14 protein-coding genes are annotated in these 21541 nt (G+C 34.8%); 11 read left to right on the top strand and 3 right to left on the bottom strand.

Annotation, left to right across the window (positions count from 1 at the left end; genetic code table 11):
• Window positions 1–35: 35 nt before the first annotated feature.
• Window positions 36–884: an N-acetylmuramoyl-L-alanine amidase-like domain-containing protein gene (locus B8963_RS03295; protein ID WP_084059969.1), complete on the bottom strand. Its 849-nt coding sequence runs from the start codon at window positions 882–884 to the stop codon at window positions 36–38.
• 231 nt (window positions 885–1115) lie between these two features.
• Between B8963_RS03295 and B8963_RS03290 the strand changes: the two genes are divergently transcribed.
• The 6 genes from B8963_RS03290 (at window position 1116) to B8963_RS03265 (ending at window position 9035) form a co-directional block, all read left to right on the top strand.
• The gene (locus B8963_RS03290) at window positions 1116–2462 is read left to right on the top strand and encodes a coiled-coil domain-containing protein (RefSeq protein ID WP_084060706.1); all 1347 of its coding nucleotides are present in this window, start codon (window positions 1116–1118) and stop codon (window positions 2460–2462) included.
• Between the two features lie 103 nt (window positions 2463–2565).
• Complete coding sequence (locus tag B8963_RS03285; protein ID WP_084059968.1) at window positions 2566–3624, top strand: hypothetical protein; 1059 nt, start codon at window positions 2566–2568, stop codon at window positions 3622–3624.
• A complete protein-coding gene (locus B8963_RS03280; RefSeq protein ID WP_084059967.1) occupies window positions 3624–5588 on the top strand; it encodes an AAA family ATPase in 1965 nt (654 codons plus the stop codon). The genes B8963_RS03285 and B8963_RS03280 overlap by 1 nt, the downstream gene beginning before the upstream one ends.
• Window positions 5588–6838, top strand: coding sequence for a DUF6638 family protein (locus B8963_RS03275; protein WP_084059966.1), 1251 nt, complete (start codon window positions 5588–5590; stop codon window positions 6836–6838). The genes B8963_RS03280 and B8963_RS03275 overlap by 1 nt, the downstream gene beginning before the upstream one ends.
• Window positions 6835–7356 carry a hypothetical protein gene (locus B8963_RS03270; RefSeq protein WP_084059965.1) on the top strand — a complete coding sequence of 174 codons (522 nt, stop codon included), beginning with the start codon at window positions 6835–6837 and terminating at the stop codon, window positions 7354–7356. Before B8963_RS03275 ends, B8963_RS03270 begins: the two co-directional genes overlap by 4 nt.
• 17 nt (window positions 7357–7373) lie before the next feature.
• Complete coding sequence (locus tag B8963_RS03265) at window positions 7374–9035, top strand: hypothetical protein (protein ID WP_084059964.1); 1662 nt, start codon at window positions 7374–7376, stop codon at window positions 9033–9035.
• A 96-nt stretch (window positions 9036–9131) separates the two neighbouring features.
• Here the strand turns inward: B8963_RS03265 and B8963_RS03260 are convergent, their stop codons facing one another.
• Window positions 9132–12638, bottom strand: a complete 3507-nt coding sequence (locus B8963_RS03260) for a TraB/GumN family protein (RefSeq protein WP_084059963.1) — start codon at window positions 12636–12638, stop codon at window positions 9132–9134.
• A gap of 314 nt (window positions 12639–12952) precedes the next feature.
• On the opposite strand from B8963_RS03260, the gene hemH reads away from it, so the two are divergent.
• Window positions 12953–13984: a ferrochelatase gene (hemH, locus tag B8963_RS03255; RefSeq protein ID WP_084059962.1), complete on the top strand. Its 1032-nt coding sequence runs from the start codon at window positions 12953–12955 to the stop codon at window positions 13982–13984.
• Window positions 13984–15369: an MATE family efflux transporter gene (locus tag B8963_RS03250; protein WP_084059961.1), complete on the top strand. Its 1386-nt coding sequence runs from the start codon at window positions 13984–13986 to the stop codon at window positions 15367–15369. Before hemH ends, B8963_RS03250 begins: the two co-directional genes overlap by 1 nt.
• Here B8963_RS03250 and B8963_RS03245 read toward each other — a convergent pair.
• A complete protein-coding gene (locus B8963_RS03245) occupies window positions 15366–16202 on the bottom strand; it encodes an EcsC family protein (protein WP_234989601.1) in 837 nt (278 codons plus the stop codon). The two genes, B8963_RS03250 and B8963_RS03245, sit on opposite strands and share 4 nt — an antisense overlap.
• Window positions 16203–16302: 100 nt before the next feature.
• On the opposite strand from B8963_RS03245, the gene B8963_RS03240 reads away from it, so the two are divergent.
• From B8963_RS03240 to B8963_RS03230, 3 genes are all read left to right on the top strand, one after another.
• Window positions 16303–19443, top strand: coding sequence for a WD40/YVTN/BNR-like repeat-containing protein (locus tag B8963_RS03240; RefSeq protein ID WP_084059960.1), 3141 nt, complete (start codon window positions 16303–16305; stop codon window positions 19441–19443).
• Complete coding sequence (locus tag B8963_RS03235; protein WP_084059959.1) at window positions 19443–19994, top strand: CopD family protein; 552 nt, start codon at window positions 19443–19445, stop codon at window positions 19992–19994. The genes B8963_RS03240 and B8963_RS03235 overlap by 1 nt, the downstream gene beginning before the upstream one ends.
• 129 nt (window positions 19995–20123) lie before the next feature.
• Window positions 20124–21539, top strand: coding sequence for a sensor histidine kinase (locus B8963_RS03230; protein ID WP_084059958.1), 1416 nt, complete (start codon window positions 20124–20126; stop codon window positions 21537–21539).
• Window positions 21540–21541 lie beyond the last annotated feature (2 nt).

Below are 21541 nucleotides of genomic sequence, written 5' to 3'. Positions count from 1 at the left end.
AAGAGCCCACTTCTTTGTAGAAGCTAGAGGGTGCTTTATTGTACCCTCGCTACCATAATGCCCGTATTATTTTTTACTCCCTTTAAGTAATCCACTAATGGTTCTTCAGAAACTTTTACTTCGCCAGAAGTAGAGGCGTGTAATAAATGAATTCGACCATCTTTTTCTCGGGTTGCAATGCCTGTGTGAGTAATATCTAATCCTTTTATAGAAGTAGTTAGCGCAATAATATCACCCGATTGTATTAAATGCTCATTGGCTGCAATTTCGTTTTGTGGCAGAAGGCAAAATTCTTGACTATTTAAATAGTTTTCCGATTCTTTTATCTTTTCAAGATTGGCATCGTTATCTTTTAAAAAAGGATATAAATCACGATGCGTACTCATAAAGTTTATTTCTTTTGAGATAACTTTTCCGCCAATAGCTGCGGTAATATCGGTTATAATACCCTTAAACTGATTGTTTGATATCCACTCCGTAAAATAATGTAAACGTGATGGATATCCGTTCAGAACACCATTTTTATACCGAATGGTTTCAAGAGTCTTTGTAAATTGATTAAAAGAAGTAGAATCACTTTGTTTTACTAATGTAAATGCTAAAACATTCTCCACAAAAGTGGTGCAATCAAGTTCATGAAGGTTAACAACAAGCGATTCTGTTTCGCCTATTTCCAAAGTCTTCGCCACATAGGGTGTGCCTAAAAAAGTTTTGCCAATGGCAACCATAGTTTCACCCATACCTTTTTTCTCGAACTTAGAAATCTGTTTTATTTTAGCTTCAAAAGCTTCTTTGTCTTGAGTAGAACAGATTACATTTTGAGATATAGCAGTAGTACTAAAAATAAGTAGTACTACAAATGATAAAAAATGTCTTTTTTTCATGAATCTAAATAGCTAGTTGTAAAAATAGGGAATATCCCACTATAAGTGCTAAAAGTTAGGTTATAAGAAGAAGTTGTAAGTATAGTATTATTAATTTTTTTATCGACTAAACGTAACAAAAATATTTTTTCTACTACCAATAGTTAAAACCTTTTGAAAGTTGTTTTTTCAAACTCGTTTTTTTTACCGAAATTGATACCAATTAATAATCCTTTAAACACAACCAATATTATGGCTGATGATTTTGACCTTTTAGAAACCGAATCCACCTCAAAACCCGAAAAAGTAGATGTAAATTGGGGAAAAGCTGTGGACCAAATGAAGTCCAAACTTGCACAGGAAGATGATCCTGAAGTGCGTCAAAAAATATTAAATGCCACACTAGATGATGTTGTGGGCATGGCTGAAAAAGATAGAAAATCGCTTTTAGATGCTATTAAAGATCTTACGGACTATCAGGATGAAGTAGGTATTATTTTTGAAAAATTCTCGACACTAAATGCTGCGGAGCAAAAAGTAATAGATTCTGCTCAAAAGGCATTGGAACGCGCTAAGGTTGAGTTAGAGAGTGCTGAAAATGTAAAGGATAACTGGTGGAATAACTTATGGGGGCGAAAAGCAAAAATTCGCAAAAGAGAAGAAGAATTGGTAGCTGCTCAAAAAACCAGAGATGGAGCCGATATGAAAGCGAAAGCAATGTTCCAGGAGCGAATAGAGTCGGCCGATGTGCAAACATTATTGAACGAACTTTCCTATAAAAGTCAGGCTGCGGTTGGGCGTTTAAAAAATCGCGAAGTTGAGATTAAAGAGGTTGAAGATAAATTGCAAGTTGCCATTGTAGAAGCTAGTAAAAACCACACGAAAGCTTTAGAAAAGAAAAAAGAAACTGAAGACAAATTAGAGGAACAATACTCGCTTTTAAAGCAAGCTAGACAAAGCCTTGAAGAAATATCTGATAAGCAATCTACAGAATATTCAGAGGCAATTGGTAAAGTAACAACTATTGAGCAAAAAGTGGAAGAATTAGAAGGCTTGAAGAATGCCTATACCACTTTAGCTGCAAGTAAAGATAGTTTTGTGCATAAACACAATTTAACAATTAAAGTATTAACGTCTTTACGTAGTAACCTACAAACACATCGTGCTAAATTAAAAAGTGATACCGATGAACGTTTAAAATATTACGATGGTTATGTTGTGGCATTAAAGGCGAGAACAGATCAGGAGTTTGCTGCAATTTTAGAGCATTTAGGAGTTAAGACAGATGAGCATATAGGTCAGACATTGGCATCTATGCATACTGCAAGTGCTAAAGCACGTCAAGAGATGATGGATAATATTCCTGTGCATGAAAAAGTAATGCAAGGGGTATATTCTAGCTATGCTGAAGCACTTCAAGAAATCAGGGTTAAAGATGCCGATATTCAAAAGGATTTCGCTAACCGCTATGGTATTGATATGAAAGAGATTTTTGAAGAATATTATGCTACGGATGGGAATGCGCCTACGAAAGATGCTGGTGCCGATGCACCCCAAGCACTAAAGCCAAAAGCTGCCGAAGACGATTTGCTAAGCTAAAAGCCTCTAGCCCCCAAAGGGGGAATAGTAAAGAATTTGAAAAGAAATAATAAATTATACACCCATAATAGTAAGCTCCATTGGGGGTTTGGGGGCTTTAAATATGTCAATAAATCAAATAGTTACACCTTTAGATAGCGCTGTTCTGGAAACTAATGAACAGTATCAAGTCTATTTTAAAATTGTAACACATGCCTTTAATGAACTAGTTGAAAAAATTGCTAATGAAAAAATATGTACTCCGGTAGAGGCGAGTTTCGTTATGCAATATGGGGGCTTATTAACCTATTCGCTTGAAGCATTTCGGGTAAAGTATTTGTTTGATGCTGATGAAAAAATGCGAATTGATTTAACAGAATCTGGGTTTCCGAATTATTTGGAGTTTAGGTATCTATTTAACGATTTAGAATTAAAGCAAGAGCATATTAATAAGTTGCCTAAACTAGAATCGGTAAAAGCCGAGTTTTTAGAAACACTCCTAAAAGATAAGCAGCCTATAGCAGAACATAAATTGCATCAAGCGGCAAGTTTGGTGTATTATACTTCGGTGGACCAACAGTATATTTTTAGGCGTTTTGTTCAGGGTAAAATCTTAGCAGCTAAAGGCAATGAATTCGGAGCACAATACATGGTGAGTTGGTCATTTTATGACGTAACAACCAATAGGCCTTTTATTTGCTTTATGTATTTTGATTTGTATAAAGAAAAACTAGAAGACTATAAATCGGAGATTTATAAAGTGCTTGAAAACACTGCTGACCGCGATATGCCAATAGATATGATGGCGTATGCTATAGATAAAAAGCTAGAGCATTTACATCCTAAAAAAATTAGAAAATTTGATCTTGGGCCTTTGCACAGTGTTTTTGCTAAAGATGAAATTGCTATTACCCATATAATTCTTAAGGGGATTGTAGAAAAAACATTCGATTTATCTGCTTATGCGATCTCGGTTCGTGTAGATGAAGCAATTTCTACGGGGGCTTTTACCGAAGGTAGCTTTTTCAATAAACAGCAGTTACAAGTTTGGGAGGCAAAACCACAAAAGAAATATTTGTTTTGCTCGCATAGGGTAATGCAGTCACTTTACGACAACATCCCAGAGACAATAAATTCATTAACTCAAGATCCTATTGAGATCCGAAGTTTAAAATTAAATTAATGGAACACAACAGTACATTTCCTATAAAACTAGCCGAATTAGATGCCCTTCGTAATGAAGCCACTTCATATTTAAAAGGGGTGCAGTGGGAGCAAGGCGGTAAAGCTAAAAGTAGAGATAAGAATCAGAAAGATGAATCTATTTTACTCTATCTCTCTAAAGCTAACGGAAACACTGCCAATGAGGTTGTTTCAGTTTCTAAATCCATACTTGCTTTAAAAAAGCGATTATTGATTGATTCTGTAGCAATACCTTTAAACCTAAACCATTCGCTATATGCCTTGCAAGAAGGTTTAACCATAGGTATTTGGTTAAAGGATAATTATTTTGATGCGTCTGGATTATCGAGTTTAAACGAAAGAAAATCCACTTTAGACGCACAGCAGCGGAGAGAATATGATTCCAAATTGCAAACGGCAACGGCATATATGCTTCATGGAATAGCGTATCGTATTCTATTTGAGCTTAAACCTTTGGCTTCAGACGATTTAAGCGTCATGAAAAATAAGTTTGCTGGTATTCCTGAGCTATCAGTAATGACGCCAATTAAGGGAATATCTTGCATGCTTTTTTACTTGGATAAGTATTTAAATCATCCAGAAATAATTACTTCAGATGCTGAGGTGCTAAATTTTACAGTGGTCTTTTTCGAGGCAATTATTGCAGAAATTCAATTGCGATTAAGTTCTTTTGAATACACCGAAACTATAACAGACCGTACCTATAAGCTAGAAAAAAGTGAGTTTGCCGTTTCTGGTTGGGAAAACGTGTTGGAAGGCACAGCTAAAAGTGTAGAGTTTAATAAAATTCGCTTTGAAGAAATTGTAGGTAATCGCGATGCAAAGCATTTTGCAAAACGACTTACAGAACGTATGCTGAGTTATGATTTTGTTGCAAAAAAGAATCCTTTTCAAGAATTAGGCGGATTTATGCCAGTTTTTATGGGCTACGGAATTCCAGGGACAGGAAAAAGTATGCTGATTGCAGCAATTGCTACAAAATTAAAAGAACATTGCGACGCACTTGATATTCCGTTTTTGTTTCATCCAATGCCAGATACGCTGATTTCAACGTTTCAAGGAGGTTCCGCGGAGAAAATGGTACAATGGATGAAGCCTTTGCAGGACTCGTCTAAATTAATTTTCGCACCTATTGATGATGCTGAAAACAATTTACAAGAACGTACTACGCAAGGAGTTTCCGCGGGAGTAAAAGAAGTAATTGGTGTTTTTCTAAGATATACCGAAGGCGCTTATGCCATAAACTACGGCAATAGCTCAATTGGATTGTTTACCAATTTGCCAGAGATGTTAGATAAAGCAGTTATTTCACGTGTACAAGGCCGTTTTAAAATAGATGGTGCTCGTACAATTCCAGATTTTATAGATCAAGATTATTTATGGTGGAGCAAGTTTGAAAAAACGATGCCCAATTTTGTAAACATGAAGAATCCTGAAAATTACACTTATTTAAGCGAACAAGGATTGGCGAAAAATTTAGGAGAAATATTGAATCAATCCGACGAACCTATTGAGGCCAAAATAGTAGAAATATACGAAGAAACAGAGGCTAAATTTGGTACTGATCAACACTTGTTTTTTGCAGAATTATACCAAAGAGTACAAAAATCATTTCCTTTCTTTTCGTCTAGAGATATTCGAAATATTCAAAGTGCCATATCATTGCGCTTAACCGATTTTGATTTACCTGAAGAATGGTTCTCAGATCCTGCTTTATACTTTAAAAAAGACTACGATACTAAATTTTCAATGTTAAAGGAATTGATGAAGCAAAACATGAAAGGTCTTAATTTCTCGGATATTAGACGACAAGAAACCGTTCGGTATTTAGATAATGTGGCCACCATAGCGGATACCGATTTTAAACGAAAAGTAGAAGGCAGAGTACATGATTTAAATGTGCAATTGGCTGCCAATAAATTATTTGATGCTGAAAGAAAATAATGGAGAAACTTAGAGCTGCAGGATTATTTGGTGGAGCATTAGTACAGTTATCTGGTTCATTGGCTAGTCGCTATAATGAATGTTTAGCTTTGCTTGGTGTTACGCCTACTAAACTAAAAACCTTTGCCGTGGATGGCATGGGCTGGAGTCCTGAAATTGCAGTTGAAAAAGGGGAAAATTATTATTTAAATACTGGAGAGGCTAATGTTAATGCTATTGTAATTTCTCCAGAACAGAAAGATAAACCTGTGCACATGCCTTCGCATAGTTTTGATGTTGATGTTATGAGGGCTGTTTTTACCGCATACCACCGTGAAATTCGAGACATAACCAAAGATTCTGCTTTGGTGCTCAACATGGATCAGAATATCGATGCTTTTTTTGAGCCTTTTGATTTGCTTAGGTATGCTAAAATAGAAGTAACATTTACACTTTTGCACCATTTGGATGAAAAACAAATGGAGCAAGAGGCGTTTATAAATTTATTTAATCGTAATAATAATTTTATAGATCGCGATGTGCATCAGCAACTATTAAATTCAGCCAAACGCTATGGCGATTTACGAGGAAGAAAATTAAAACTAGATCCTATTACTTTACAAGTGGGATCATTTTATACAAGAGCTTTTGGTGGTGTTTTTGTGTTGAAAGATTCCATGAAAGACATGCTCATTTTTGAAGATCAAAAAGTCTTTAAAAATGCTATTCAAGATACTGCTCACGATGTGCTTTTGTTTCATAAAGAACATGATGAATTAATGCAAACATTGGTGAGTCACCTTGTATTAGAAGATGATTTTAAAAGCGCTATGAAATCACCAAGGTATGACCGCATCAAGAAGCATATTTTTGCAGAATTTGCTAAAAAAGCTGCGCATCCATTACATGAAATTTTAGATAGTCACTTTTTATTCCAAAAGTATTTAAATGAACTTCCTATTGATGTGCAAAAGAAAATTTCGGGAGTGGAATTATACTTTCAAAAATTGATAATTGACAAAAATGTAAAGTTGAACGATTTTGTAGATACGGATTACATTAAGCTTTTGCATGAACCACATTCATCTTTAGAACAAGAACAAAAAGACTTAATTTGGAAATTGTTAGTGAAGATTATGCCCAAAGATCCAGTGCATTTATATTGGTATGATAAGGCACTATTTTATACCTTATATGCTAAATGGGATGACTCGTATAAAGAATGGGTTATTAAACAAATATTAGAAAATAATAAAAAATACGCCTTATGACTTTAGAAATAATTGTATTCGTAGCTGCTATTCTATTTGGTATTCTTTGGTATTGGCGAGAGTCCAAAGACAATAAAATATACCGATTGGTAAATAAAATTTCCAATTCCAAAAAACTGCAGATGAAACCAGAAAATAAAAAGGGTTTTATTCACCTGCAACCATTTTTAATTCGCTTGGTTTGGGTTACTGTAGTATTTGTATTGTTTGGAGCTATTGTAAGTTTTGTTACTCCGTTTAACGCCTTTTATATTCAATATTTTGCTTCTGCGATTGTGGGCACATTAATAGGATCTTATATCGCATCTGCTGTGCTATTTGCAGAAGATAAAACCAAAAAAGAAAACCTAGATAAGGTATTTCAAAAAGGGAAAGATATTATAGAAGATTTTACAGAGGGCTCAGACAAAGCTGCTACTGAAACGGATGAAAAAGCAAGCATAAAAACTCCTGAGCCTGAAAATGCGCCTAAGAAATCTGCACGAGATCGGTTCAAGGATAAAGGAATGATAAAATAATTTCTAAATAGCAAACAATGATAAAGAACTATTGGAATAAAGGTACCAGACAAAAAAGAAATGTAATTATAGGCGCGATTATTCTTGTGCTGCTACTTTTCTTTTTGCGTGATGATTATCAACCTGTATTATTATTTTTAAGAAAGTTTATTTTCTTACTACTGTTAGGGGGTTTATTCCTGTGGTTCATGCTTTCTCGATTTAGAAACGCATTGAGTGCTGGAAAACGTGTGCTGATTCTCTTAGGAATTGTTTTGGTTTTTGGTGTATTGTGGTTTTTCGGCTGGAAATTGGAGCTTTACCAATACATGCAAACGTATAATGTTTACAAAAATTTAAATATTGAAGAATTAGATGAGCTGCCTTTAACGCAAAACGAACGAATTCAGCCATTTAATAATATTGTAACAATGGCTTATGAGTCTGTTGGGGAAACGCAAGAAGTCTCCTTGCCGCAATTAGTTCGTGTAGATAGTACCAACCAATGGACCATGGCGGTGCAACCTGCTAAAGAATACAATTGGCAGCGTATGAATGATAATACCGAAGAGCTTTTTACAGTAGAAAGTACTTCGCCATTTCCACGCTTTTCCAAAGAGAATAGAATTCCGATTACCTTTTCAATCGGGGAGTCTTTAGCGTTTAGTAGAAATACGTACAATGCCGTGGTACAACGTTTTAATATTTTGCAACTTTTTACTTTAGAGCCTAGTGATGTTTTTTATATGAAAAATGACGAAGACAAGTGGGTGCAGGTAGTAAGTTTAATAAAATGGAAGGGATTTTTCTTTCCTTATCCTACCTATGGAGGTGTTATGGTGATTGATGCTGGGGAGCACAATTTGTCGGATTATGTAGAACGTGTAACCATAGGAAAGGGAACGTATATTCCGCCTTCCGAGATTAAAAATCATCCTTATTTAACACGTCAGAATACTTTAGCGGAAGAAATATCGAGATTAGAAGCGCAGTCTTTACAGTTTTTAGGCGGATTTACAGATCCTTTGCCATGGAATGTGAAAACAGCGGTTAAGATACCCGATCTTCCCGAGGATCAAAATCAACAACCTTACGTAACCGATTTTGATTTTACAGGCATGAAAACCAATGCATATAATGGTTTGTACCATTGGTTTGGTTTGGAACCAATAGGCGACGAGCGCACCAGTTTGGCATTTAGTGTTATGATTCCTGCAGACGGCTCAGAGAAATTGTATTATTATAATCATGCCGCAAGAAAAGAGGGGATGGCCGGTGTGTCTGCCATGCCTTTAAAAGTAATAGAATCGCGAAAAGAATACGATTGGTCTGCTAATAAACCAGTTGAATTCAGGCCTTTTATTAAAAAAATCGCAGGGCGTAAACGCATGTTTGTTATTGGAACTATTGCTGCAGTAAAAGAGGATAGTAAAAAGTTTGATGGAGCTGCAACTCCAGATTTAGCATTGGTTGATGCAGAATACCGCGATGTTATTTGGATAGATGCTAAACATCCATCTCGATGGACGAGTACCATTTTAAATCAGTTAGGGGAAACCTGGAAAGCATCGGAAAGACTAACCGATGATGATTTGTATCCAAACAGGTTAAAAACGGATGTACCCAGAGATACCATAATACTTGTGGATTCTATTCAAAAGGCGAAACCTGTGGAAGTAGTTTTGGATAGTGTGGAGTAGGTATTGTTGTTGTATATAAGAAGCCAAATCTTAATATATAAAAGTCTTAGTTTGGGACTTGGGAGGATAACGCAAAAACACTTGACATGTATTATTTTAATAATCATAATACCCAAAATCGAGTCCTTGATTTTCTCGAGTAACTTCAGCGCGTTCGCGGTCTTTTAGCATAAATTCTTCAATAACCATATCTAAAACTTCATCATCGGTATCTGTGTCTTCTATTCTAAATCCACTGTTGTTATAAAACGGTTTAGATTTTAAAGGTTTTGTATCTTCATATACCGCTAAGTACATTTTAAAATTTTTGTCATAATCACCGCCATCCCTGTACTTAAACACATAACCGTTGTATTTTTTATCGCGATAGGTAATGGTTTTTGATATTACAAAAGCAATTGAATCTTGTTCTTTATCATAATTTTTACGATCAAACAACTGTGCTTCTGCAAGTTGTTTTTGAGTTTTGTATTCCGAAGGAAACTGATTTAGTTTATTGGCTTCTTTTAATTTTTGAAATAATAAGTTTCTAGTATTAATATCGGCTGCTAACTCGTTTAATTCTGTAATATTTATGGTAGCTTCAGAAGATGCTAATAATGCTGCTTTGGTAGTTTGAATATTAGGGTCTTTTAACAAGTCTAATTTCTTAAAGAATACTTGCACCTCTTTTTCATTAATAAAAGGGTGTAATAGTTGAATATAATCTTCTAAAACAGATGCTTTTTTATTTACTGAAAAGTTATTGTACAGATAGTTATTTTGCTTAGAAGTTTTGCCGAGTTCTCTCTTTAATTGAATTTTAGCATCATTCAGCATTTGCTTGCGATACTTTCTGTAACTAGTTGCTTTTACTAAGCCTTCTGATTTTAATTTAGCCAACAACGAAAATATCGGCGATTTATATTCTTCAATAGCGCTGTAATCTAAAATTTCTGGATATAATTTTTTTGCCAATGGAAGACTGTCCATGTAAGGTTTAAAAATCTGATAGATTTCGAAACTGCTCGAAACTAATGGCAAATCTTTAGACATAAGATCTAAAAGTTGCTTAACCGAAGCTTGAGTTTCTTTTTTAGATATGGCTTGCAGAATTTTTGTTTGCGCAGAGGAGTTGTTATAAGATTCTTGATAAAAAGAGGTGTAAAAATCTATGGTTTCGGAATCATCAATCTGCGCTAAACGCTGTATTAGGTAGCTTTGAATGTTTTTTTGATTTTCTTTAAACTCAAATTCCGAAATGTAATACTTCAACGAATCTATATGTTTTTTATTGAAATTAATAAACTGATATCCATTTATAACAATGCTATCATTGGCTTTTAAAGCTTTAAAAAATTCACTAGTCTTATCCACCAGAATACTTTTGCTAATAGTGGTGTCTAAGGGTTTAAAATTATCGAAAAACTCCATTACAAACCTACTTGGTTTGTTAACGGTGTCAATAACCGCCTTAATTTCGTACAACAGACCATCTTTAAGCACATTTTTAATTAAAATACCTCTAGTGCTTGCTGTATCGGTAAGTGTTATCTGAAGCTCCTCAACACCTTCGGGTGTGGTATTTTGGCTTTCATTCTTTATTTGAAATTTTTTATTGGCATAGAGTTTTTTACGCAAAGTCCAGATAGAATCTATGCTAGGGAACATCAAAAGGTCGTGCGATTTGTTTAGTTGCACGGCAACAGCTTCGTTATTTTTATTTTGATACACCGTTTTCTTAGTATAGCCATTATATGATTTTTCATCTTTTTTGCTGTAAGTGTTGCTGTTTACAACAAACTTTGGGGGCTTTACAGAAGAGACTGTAGAAAAAAACAGTGCGGTATCTTTTACAACACTAAAGCTTTCATTATACTGAGGTGTTTTTATTTTAAACGAGTTGAAATACGCATCCGCTTTTTCATCGGTTTCCGAGACTATACCTAATAAGTAATAATCTTCACCTTTTAAATTGGTATATAAATGTAGTTTTTTAGCACTTAAAGTATCGATTTTAGCAAAGGATCTTAAGCTATTGTTTTTAAAATCATTATAATTCCCTTTTAGTTTTAAACTTTTGTAGAATTTTACTTGTATTTGTTTTAGTTCAAAAGTGTCTTCTTCAATAAAATTATAATCATGTAGTGTTACTTTTTTTAAAAACCGATAGGTATTATCTGTAGAATCGTAGCTTTGAATAATTCTATTTCCGCTTCTAGATTTGTTTGTAAAAGTATAGTTTGAAGGAAAATCTACTTCAAAATCTTCATAGCTAGATGTAACAGATTCCAGTTTATCCGTTGTAGATTTAAATTGAATACTATTAAAAATGGTATCGGAGTACTGACTAACAAAAGTGTCATGCCCGCCCATTTTAAAGATAATAATTTCTAAAGGGGTTATGTAAATTTGATACCGTTGGTATTCACCATTTTTAAGCAGATTTTTAATGTCTATACCTTCATGGCCATTTCTGGCAATTCTAGTTTTTTCGATAATCTTACCAGGAATATTTTCAAATAATAAATTATCTATAGCATCTAGGGTATACACATCATCTTTTTTCAAAAAGGCGTACGTTGGAATACGGTTTGCCGTAAAAAAACTACCATTGGCAAGATCTGGCGAAATGTAAAATGTGTTCGAAAATTCCGCAATAGGATACAATTTATTGGGTAACAACAACGAGAAAAAATTGTCATCAACAGATTCTCTGTTATAATTGTTTTCTTTTACTTTCCCCTCAAACTTTTCCTTTAATTCTGTTCCTTTATTGGTGGTTTTAGAGGTAAGAGCTTTAACGGTATAGCCTTTAGCTCGTAATAACGCAATTACACCATTTTTTCCTGGTAAATGAGCAGCGCCAATTCCACAAAACACTTTGGAATGTTGCATTACAGAGTCTAGTTTGGTAACCATATTCTGGTTTCGGATATACAACATGTTTTTTAAGTAATGCTCCGTATACATCCCTTGGTCTAAAGAATCTAATAAATTTATATTGCGCTCTCTATACGCATCTTGCAACAACTGTAACGGGTCCTGTTGTTGCATCTTTTTTTGCAACCATTCAGCGGGTTTTTCTCTAGTGCTGTTAAAACTTGCACGCCCTACAAGCGCGGTAGATTCTTCAATATCTTCTAAAGCAACAATAGGTTTGCCGTATTTTTTACCAGCTTGGTAAATAAACATATCTAGATAGGTGTCTTCTTCAAAATTTTGAGAGTATTCATTGGTACGATAAAGAATACTATTAATCATTTGATCTTCAAAACCTAGGTATGCAGCTATTTCTTCTTTTTTTGGGTTAGCAACAGAAAATGCACGAGAATAAAACCCCTTAGTCATAAAGCTTTCCCCATAGCCAAAACCCATAGCGTCATCACTATCTAACCATGTATTTGGGTCAGATTCTAAAGCAATTACTTCACTTTTTTCTAAAGCTTCATAAAACACATCGTCTAAACGAAAGGCGATTTTCTTGCTGACATGCATGGTGCCATAGAGATAAGAACTTTGATTTAATCCATTTCCAGATATTTCCCAAAGAAGGCTATTTTTTTCTTGTGCGTTTGTTTGCGTAATGGCAAAGATTAGGATAACAGTAAAGAATAATCTCATTAGCGGTTTTGGGTTTGAAATTCGTTTGGGAAACCTTGGTTTTAGTTTCTATAACGGTTGCAATGTAAATGTATTTTTTAAATATCGATTTTTTTCAAATATGAAGGCTATAATTTAATCATAAAATGTGTTCTTTTCTACTGAATTAAGCGCGACTAGAAAATAGGTAAAGTAGAAAAGTTAGCTTTTAGGTACCTTTTTTAATGGAATATTGAATTTAACTATTCAATCATAAATAAACTAATTGCTGCTTTTAAAGATTATAAATTCCGCATGTCTTATTTTTGTAGTTGAAAAAGAAAATTTAAACACTTATGAAAGGAGTTTTATTAGTTAATCTTGGTTCCCCTGAAAGTCCAACTGCTAAAGATGTAAAACCGTATTTAGACGAGTTTTTAATGGATGAACGCGTGATTGATGTAAATAAAGTTTTAAGAAATATAATTGTAAGAGGAATTATTCTTCAAACACGTCCTAAAAAATCTGCCGAAGCTTATGCTAAAATTTGGTGGGAAGAAGGTTCTCCGTTAGTGGTGATTTCAGAACGATTTACGAACAAAGTGCGCCAACAAACCAACTTGCCTGTAGCTTTAGGCATGCGTTATGGTAAAATGACGATAAAAAATGCACTACAAGAATTAAAAGATAAAGGTGTAGATGATGTTCTATTGGTGCCTTTATATCCGCATTACGCCATGTCATCGTTTGAAACTGTTGTGGTAAAAGCAATGGAAGTAAAGGATGAATTCTTCTCAAACATTAAGATTACTACGCTTCCGCCATTTTATAAAAACCCAGAGTATATAAAAGTACTTTCTGAAAGTATAGCTGAAGGCTTAAAGAATTTTGATTACGATCATATTTTATTTTCATATCATGGTATTCCAGAAAGGCATATCCGTAAGTCCGATCCCACAAAATTCCATTGTAAAATAGATGGAAATTGTTGCTCAACCAATTCTGTTGCGCATCATACGTGTTATCGTCATCAATGTTATGAAATGACCGAAAGAATTAAAGCATTTTTACAACTTCCAGAAGATAAAGTAAGTTTATCATTCCAATCAAGATTGCCAAATGATCCTTGGCTAAAACCTTATACCGATTTTGAATTTGAACGTTTTCCAAAAGAAGGAAAGAAGAAACTAGCCGTAATTACTCCCGCTTTTGTATCGGATTGTCTAGAGACTTTAGAAGAAATTGCTATGGAAGGAAAGCATCAATTTCAAGAAGCTGGCGGTGAAGATTACATACATATTCCATGCTTAAATGATAATGATGCTTGGGTGCAAGTAATGGCCGATTGGATTAAAGATTGGGATGCTTCTGAAAAATTGCCGGCGTAATGACAAAAGTTTCTATGAACCACTTAGGTTCAGAGGCTATTAGTAAATTGCTTATAAAGCAAGCTGTTCCAGCTTCTATAGGCATACTGGTCATGTCCCTTAATATTCTAGTAGATTCCATTTTTGTAGGAAACTGGATAGGTTCTATTGCGATAGCTGCAATTAACGTTGTTTTGCCCGTTTCTTTCTTTATAGGCGCATTAGGTATGTCTGTTGGTATTGGCGGATCGAGTATTATATCAAGAGCCTTAGGGGCAAATAATCACGAAAAAGCATTAAAAACATTTGGTAATCAATTAGCGCTAACACTAGCCATTACTATTGCAATGGCAGTTTTAGGACTGGTGTATGTGGATAGTATTATACCTGCTTTTGGTGGAAAAGGTAGAATTTTTGAACCTGCTAAAATTTATTATACTATTGTTTTGTATGGAGTTCCATTTCTCGCTCTTTGCATGATGGGAAACACCGTTATACGAGCGGAAGGCAAACCAAAATTCGCCATGATCGCTATGATTATTCCTTCAGTTGGAAATCTTATAATGGATTATATTTTCATATATATTTTTGATTGGGGAATGGCTGGAGCTGCTTGGGCTACTACAATAGGGTATGTTTTATGTTTTGGATATATTTTATATTTCTTTATTTCTAAAAATTCAGAACTAAAAATAAACTTATCTCATTTGCGGTTTGACTTATCTATTTTAAAAGAAATAAGTTCTCTAGGTTTTGTGACAATGGCAAGGCAGGCCACTACAAGTATAGTTTATTTACTAATGAATAATATACTGTTCGGTCTGGGCGGTGAAGCGATGGTTGCTGTATATGCCATTATTGGAAGAATGCTCATGTTCGCTTTGTTTCCAGTTTTTGGTGTCACCCAAGGTTTTCTTCCAATAGCAGGATATAATTATGGAGCCGAAAAATACCAAAGGGTACGAGAAAGTATTAATACAGCAATAAAATATGCTGCAATAATAGCAACCATTGTGTTTATTGGCTTGATGATTTTTCCAGAAGAAATTGCCTCTTTGTTTTTGAGCTCAAAAGAAGGTATTTCAGCTAATGAATTAGCGATAAATACGTATGTTTTGGAGCATACACCATTTGCGATGCGATTGGTATTTGCGGCGACACCAATTATTGCATTACAATTAATAGGCGCTGCATATTTTCAGGCTATTGGCAAAGCGATTCCCGCATTGCTATTAACATTAACTAGGCAGGGTTTCTTTTTTATACCATTAATTTTAATTTTACCCTTGTACTTTAATGAAATTGGTGTTTGGATGGCATTTCCAATAGCCGATGTATTAGCAACTATCGTTACAGGGTATTATTTGCGAAAGGAAATTAAAAATGATTTAATTTTAAAAAGTTAAGCAATCGTAATGCCTTCATAAGCTTTCCGCACGGCATCTTCGCCATAGGTTCGTTCTAATTTACGAATGGTAAAATGCGCTTGCGCCATATTCTGAAAATGATGAATAAAAGCAAGATTAATTGCACCTCCTCCGGCAGTACCCAGAATAGGAATTGCCTGGGCAACAAATTTTTCTGATACTTGTATGCTAAATCTTGAAGCCACGGCTCCTAGTACTTGCATAATAGGATTTGAGCTTCCTTTTAAAAGTCCACTTACCATTATGCTTGCACTTTTTGTTGCTCCTCTTACGGTAGTGTTTAGTGTAATTCTAGTGGCGTAGTATCCAGTTTCTAAGTTGTCATCATGTTTAGATTTTCCTCCTAAGGCAAATACTTGTAGGCAGGCTAGTTGCGTATCTAGTTCTTGCAAATCTTCTCCCTCACTACGAGCAATATCCATAATGGAACGCATCATTAATTTAGTGGTTAGTGCTAAATCTGCAGTAAAAGCGGCAACACCAAAAGTTCCGCCTAAAATACCAGACGAAGTTACCACCGCCTTATAGGTTTTGTTTAAAGGACTGGTGTTTTTTTTGGCACTTTTCATGGAAAATAAATTGGTCTTCACCACTTTTAGCAAAATATCATAACTTATTTTCTGAAGCCATTTTTGTTGTTTTTCTGGGAGTAGTTCAATTTTGTTTTGCAGCACATTCCCAACACTATTAATTCCTTTCATGGCCCAACCAATATCTTCCATTTGTTGTTTGGCTTTGGTAAGTAGTATCAAATCGTTATTAGAAAATGTGGTTGTTGTATTGTCTGGAAGCATTGATGTTATTTCTATCATTTAAAGATAAGTAGTTGAATATCATTAATTGTTACAATTCTTTTATTTTAAAAATAGAATAATTCACCTTATTTTAGAGGAGACTAATTACAACTAACTCATGAAAAAACTAAACTACCTCAAAGGCGGTATTTTATTATTGGCAATTTCCATGTTGCCATTTACTGCTACATCGCAAAAAAGAAAAAAATCAAATCAAGCAACTGAAGCTCCTCAAAAGGAACTGTATTCTAGTTTAGAATACCGATTAATAGGTCCTTTTCGTGGAGGTCGTTCGGCAGCAGTTACTGGGGTGCCTAATCAGCCAAACTTATTTTATTTTGGTGCTACGGGTGGTGGTGTATGGAAAACCATAGATGGTGGTCGGGAATGGGAAAATATTTCTGATGGTTTTTTTGGGGGAAGTATTGGCGCTATTGAAGTTTCAAAAAGCGATCCAAACGTGATATATGTTGGAGGTGGAGAAAAAACACTTCGTGGTAATGTGTCTTCGGGGTATGGCGTTTGGAAAAGTGAAAATGCTGGTAAAACGTGGGTTTCAATGGGTCTGGATAATAGCCGACATATTCCTAGGTTAAGAATTCACCCTACAAATTCAGACATTGTTTATGCAGCTGTTTTAGGAAATATTTATAAACCAACACAAGATCGAGGTGTTTACAAGAGTACAGATGGTGGCAAAAATTGGAAGAAAACATTATTTGTCAATGATCAAGCAGGTGCTGTAGATTTAGTTTTTGACCCTAATAATCCTAGAATATTATACGCTTCTACATGGCGCGCGCAACGTACGCCGTATAGTTTAAGTAGTGGTGGAGATGGTTCTGCATTATGGAAAAGTACGGATAGCGGAGAAACATGGACTGAAATTTCTAAAAACGAAGGCTTTCCTAAAGATACATTAGGAATTATAGGTGTTACTGTTTCGCCTAAAAATTCTGAACGTTTATGGGCCATAGTTGAGCATAAGGAAAAAGGAGGATTGTACCGAAGTGATGATGGAGGTAAAAAATGGACTCAAGTTAATGATGAACGTAAACTAAGACAGCGAGCATGGTATTACACGCGTGTTTACGCTGATACCGAAGATGAAGATGTGGTTTATGTATTAAATGTAAACTACCACAAATCTACAGATGGAGGAAAGAGTTTTAGCACTTTTAATGCGCCACATGGAGATCATCACGATTTATGGATTGCTCCTGAAAACGGCAATAGAATGATTATAGGTGATGATGGAGGAGCGCAAATTTCAAATGATGGTGGCGAAACTTGGAGTACCTATTACAACCAACCAACAGCACAGTTTTACCGCGTTACTACAGATAATTCGTTCCCGTATAGAATATATGCAGCTCAGCAAGATAATTCTACTATACGTATTAACCATCGTAGTGATGGGTATGCAATTTCTGATGGTGATTGGGAAGAAACGGCAGGCGGAGAATCGGCTCACATTGCAGTAGACCCTAATGACAATGATATTGTTTACGGTGGAAGTTATGATGGATTTTTAACCCGTGTAAATCATAAAACAAAAACGGTTAGAGGCATTAATGTTTGGCCAGATAATCCAATGGGTGCTGGTGCAGAAGCTATGAAATATCGTTTTCAATGGAATTTTCCAATAATCTTTAGCAGACATAACCCTAAGAAACTATATACTTTTTCTAATCATGTTCATGTTTCTGAAAATGAAGGTCAAAGTTGGGAACTGTTAAGTGGCGATTTAACACGAAACGATCCAACTAAATTAGTTTCGAGTGGCGGACCAATAACACAAGACAATACCAGTGTGGAGTATTACTGTACTATTTTTGCTGCAAATGAAAGTCCATTAAAAGAAGGCTTACTTTGGGTGGGTAGTGATGATGGATTAATTCACGTTTCTAAAGATGGTGGCGCAAATTGGCAAAATGTTACCCCAGCGAATATGCCAGAATGGTCAATGGTAAACAGTATAGAACCATCGGCTTATGATGAAGGTACGTGCTATGTTGCTGCAACGCGATATAAATTAGGAGATTTTACGCCTTACCTTTATAAAACTACAGATTATGGTAAAACATGGACCAAAATCATCAATGGCATAAAAAATGAGCATTTTACACGAGTGCTTAGAGAAGATCCAAAAAGAAAAGGATTGTTGTATGCTGGCACAGAAACTGGTATGTATATATCTTTTGATGATGGTGCTAATTGGGATTCTTTTCAAATGAATTTACCTATTGTTCCTATTACAGATTTAGCCATTAAAAATGATAATTTAATAGTGGCAACACAAGGGCGCAGTCTTTGGATTATAGATGACTTAACGGTACTTCATCAATTAGATGCAAATACTAAAAACCAGAGTGTTGTATTATTTCAACCAAAAGACAGCTATAGAACCAAAGGAGGGGCAAGAAAAGAACCATCTAAAACCGAAGGACAAAATCATCCAAATGGCGTGGTAACTAATTTCTATTTGAAAAATGTAAATGAAAAAGATTCCATTGCTTTAACCTACTTAAATATGATAGGTGATACGTTGGCTACTTTTTCAAATACAGCAAAGGAAAAAGACAAAAAGTTAACTGTAAAACAAGGAGGCAATTCACATGTTTGGGATACTCAAGGTAAAGGGGCCGAAAAACTTGATGGAATGATTCTTTGGTGGGCAAGTTTAGAGGGGCCAAAAGCTGTTCCAGGGGAATATCAAGTGCGTTTAAATGTAAATGGGACAAATAGTTCTAAAACGTTTAAAATTCTTGCAGACCCAAGGGCAGAAGCTACAATAACAGATATGCAAAAACAGTATGATTTTATTACTGATGTAAATACAACTATTGAAAAAGCGCATAACTCAATTAAGAATATTAGAAAAATTACGGCACAATTAGATGCGTTTAACAAGCAATACAAAGATAATGCTGAGACAAAAGATTTGGTGAAAAAAGCTAAAGATATGAAGGAGAAGTTTGAGGCTGTGGAAAAAGCTTTGTATCAAACTCAAAATAGAAGTGGACAAGATCCTTTAAATTTTCCAATAAAATTAACCAACAAATTGGGGCATTTAAATAGCTTGGTAGGAATAGATGATTTTCCTCCAACTGATCAAGATATTGCGGTTAAAAATGAATTAACAATGAAAATAAATGAACAATTAAGTACTTTTGATGCGCTGATTAGTAAAGAAATTCAAGATTTTAATACGGAATTTAATCAGTTAAAACTTAATTATTTATTTGTAGAAGAGTAATGGGAGAGCTTTATGGGTATGTTAAGGCGTTGCATTTAATTTTTGTAATCACATGGTTTGCAGGGCTGTTTTATGTGCCGCGCTTATTTATTAACCAAATTGAGGCGTCATTAAAACCATCACCAGATAAAGAAATTTTAACCAAAGAATTTAAATTAATGACCAGAAGGCTGTGGTATATTATTACCTGGCCTTCTGCAATTTTAGCAACATTATTTGCCGTTTGGCTACTTATTTTATTCCCAGCATGGTTACAACAACCTTGGATGCATGTAAAACTTGGTTTTGTTTTTTTATTGATTTTATATCACTTAAAAAATCATCAAATGTTTAAGCAACTTCAGCGTGATGACATAAAATATACCTCCAATTTTATGCGTATTTGGAATGAAGGAGCAACTATTATACTCTTTGCGGTAGTTTTCTTGGTAATTTTAAAAAGTGCCTTTAGTTGGGTTTATGGCGTTGTCGGAATAATTACCTTGGGGATTTTGCTTATGCTAGGAATTAAACTCTATAAACGAATTAGAGATAAAAATCCGGAAGCATAGTTTTTCAAACCCTCCATAAAAGATGGGAGTATTTTTTTGGTTCGATTATTGTTATCTTTAATCCCATATTTTTCAAATTAAAAATTCTTGTTCGAAAAACTATCCCTTAGATCGCGAATATTTGTTTCCATGATATTATTGGTGCTGTTGGCATCGGTATTAATCGCGGGAGTAACTATTTATCAATACGGAGAACAATCTAGAGATTACCATGAAGATCGCTTATTGCGTAAAGAAGAGCAAATCAAAGAAAATATCCGTTATACTTTAATTCGCACAACCTATGCAACAACGGCCGAGAATTTAGAATTGATATTTAAAGACGAAATCTATCAAATTGCGGATGTATTAAATGTAAATTTTAATATTTATGATTTAGAAGGTGGACTAATAAAAAGTTCACGCCCTAAACTGGAGAAAGATTCTATTTCTATGTGTTTGTCTCCTGAGGTTTTAAACAACCTTGCAAAGAGTGTTGATTCTCGTTATTTGGAGGAGAAATCTACTGCTGGCGACAAGTATCAAGCTTCTTACACGTATATCACCGATGGTAAGTTTAAACCTATTGGGATTCTTAATTTACCTTATTTTGAAGATAATTCGTTTAATGATAATGAGTTAAAAGAGTTTTTACTGCGCTTAGGTGGGGTTTATCTTTTTATGCTATTTATAGCCATTCTGTTGTCGTATATAATTTCAAAATATATAACAAGGTCGTTGCAGACAATTTCTGACAAAATGAACGCCACTTATTTAACCAAACGGAATGAGAAAATCATTGTTCAGAACCCTACGGAAGAAATAGGGAAGCTTATAAATGCTTATAATGCCATGATTGATGAATTGGAAATTAGCGCGGTAAAATTAGCTAAAAGCGAGCGTGAGCAAGCTTGGCGAGAAATGGCTAAACAAGTAGCACACGAAATTAAAAATCCATTGACCCCAATGCGATTAACGGTGCAGAGTTTTGAACGTAAGTTCGATCCTCAAGATCCAGATGTTAAAAATAAGTTAGCAGAATATTCCAAAACCTTAATTCAGCAAATAGATACCATGAGTAGTATTGCAGGTGCATTCTCCAATTTTGCCGAAATGCCAGCGCAGCAAAACGAGACTTTAAATGTGGTAAAAATTGTAAAATTAGGCTTAGATATTTTTAATGAAAGTTATATTCATTTTATAGCAGATGAAGAAGAAATTATTGCCAAGTTAGACCGTACACAATTAATTAGAGTGGTAACTAATTTAGTAAAAAATGCCATTCAGGCTGTTCCTGATATAGCATCTCCAAGAATTTTGGTTACAGTTTCGTCAGAGGGTAAATACGTTAAAATCTCAGTGGCGGATAATGGCGTGGGGATTGATGATGAATTTAAAGACAAAATTTTTGAACCCAAATTCACTACAAAATCAAGCGGTATGGGTCTTGGTTTGGGCATGGTGAAAACCATTGTCGAAACCTACAATGGCACTATTGGTTTTACCTCTCAAGTTGGAAAAGGGACTGTGTTTACCGTAAAGTTTCCTAGATTAATGGCAGAATAGGT

This window comes from Cellulophaga tyrosinoxydans, from assembly GCF_900176415.1.
GTDB classification, from domain to species: domain Bacteria; phylum Bacteroidota; class Bacteroidia; order Flavobacteriales; family Flavobacteriaceae; genus Cellulophaga; species Cellulophaga tyrosinoxydans.
Note: the sequence above shows the minus strand (reverse complement) of the source record. Positions and strands in the feature narration are given on the sequence as shown.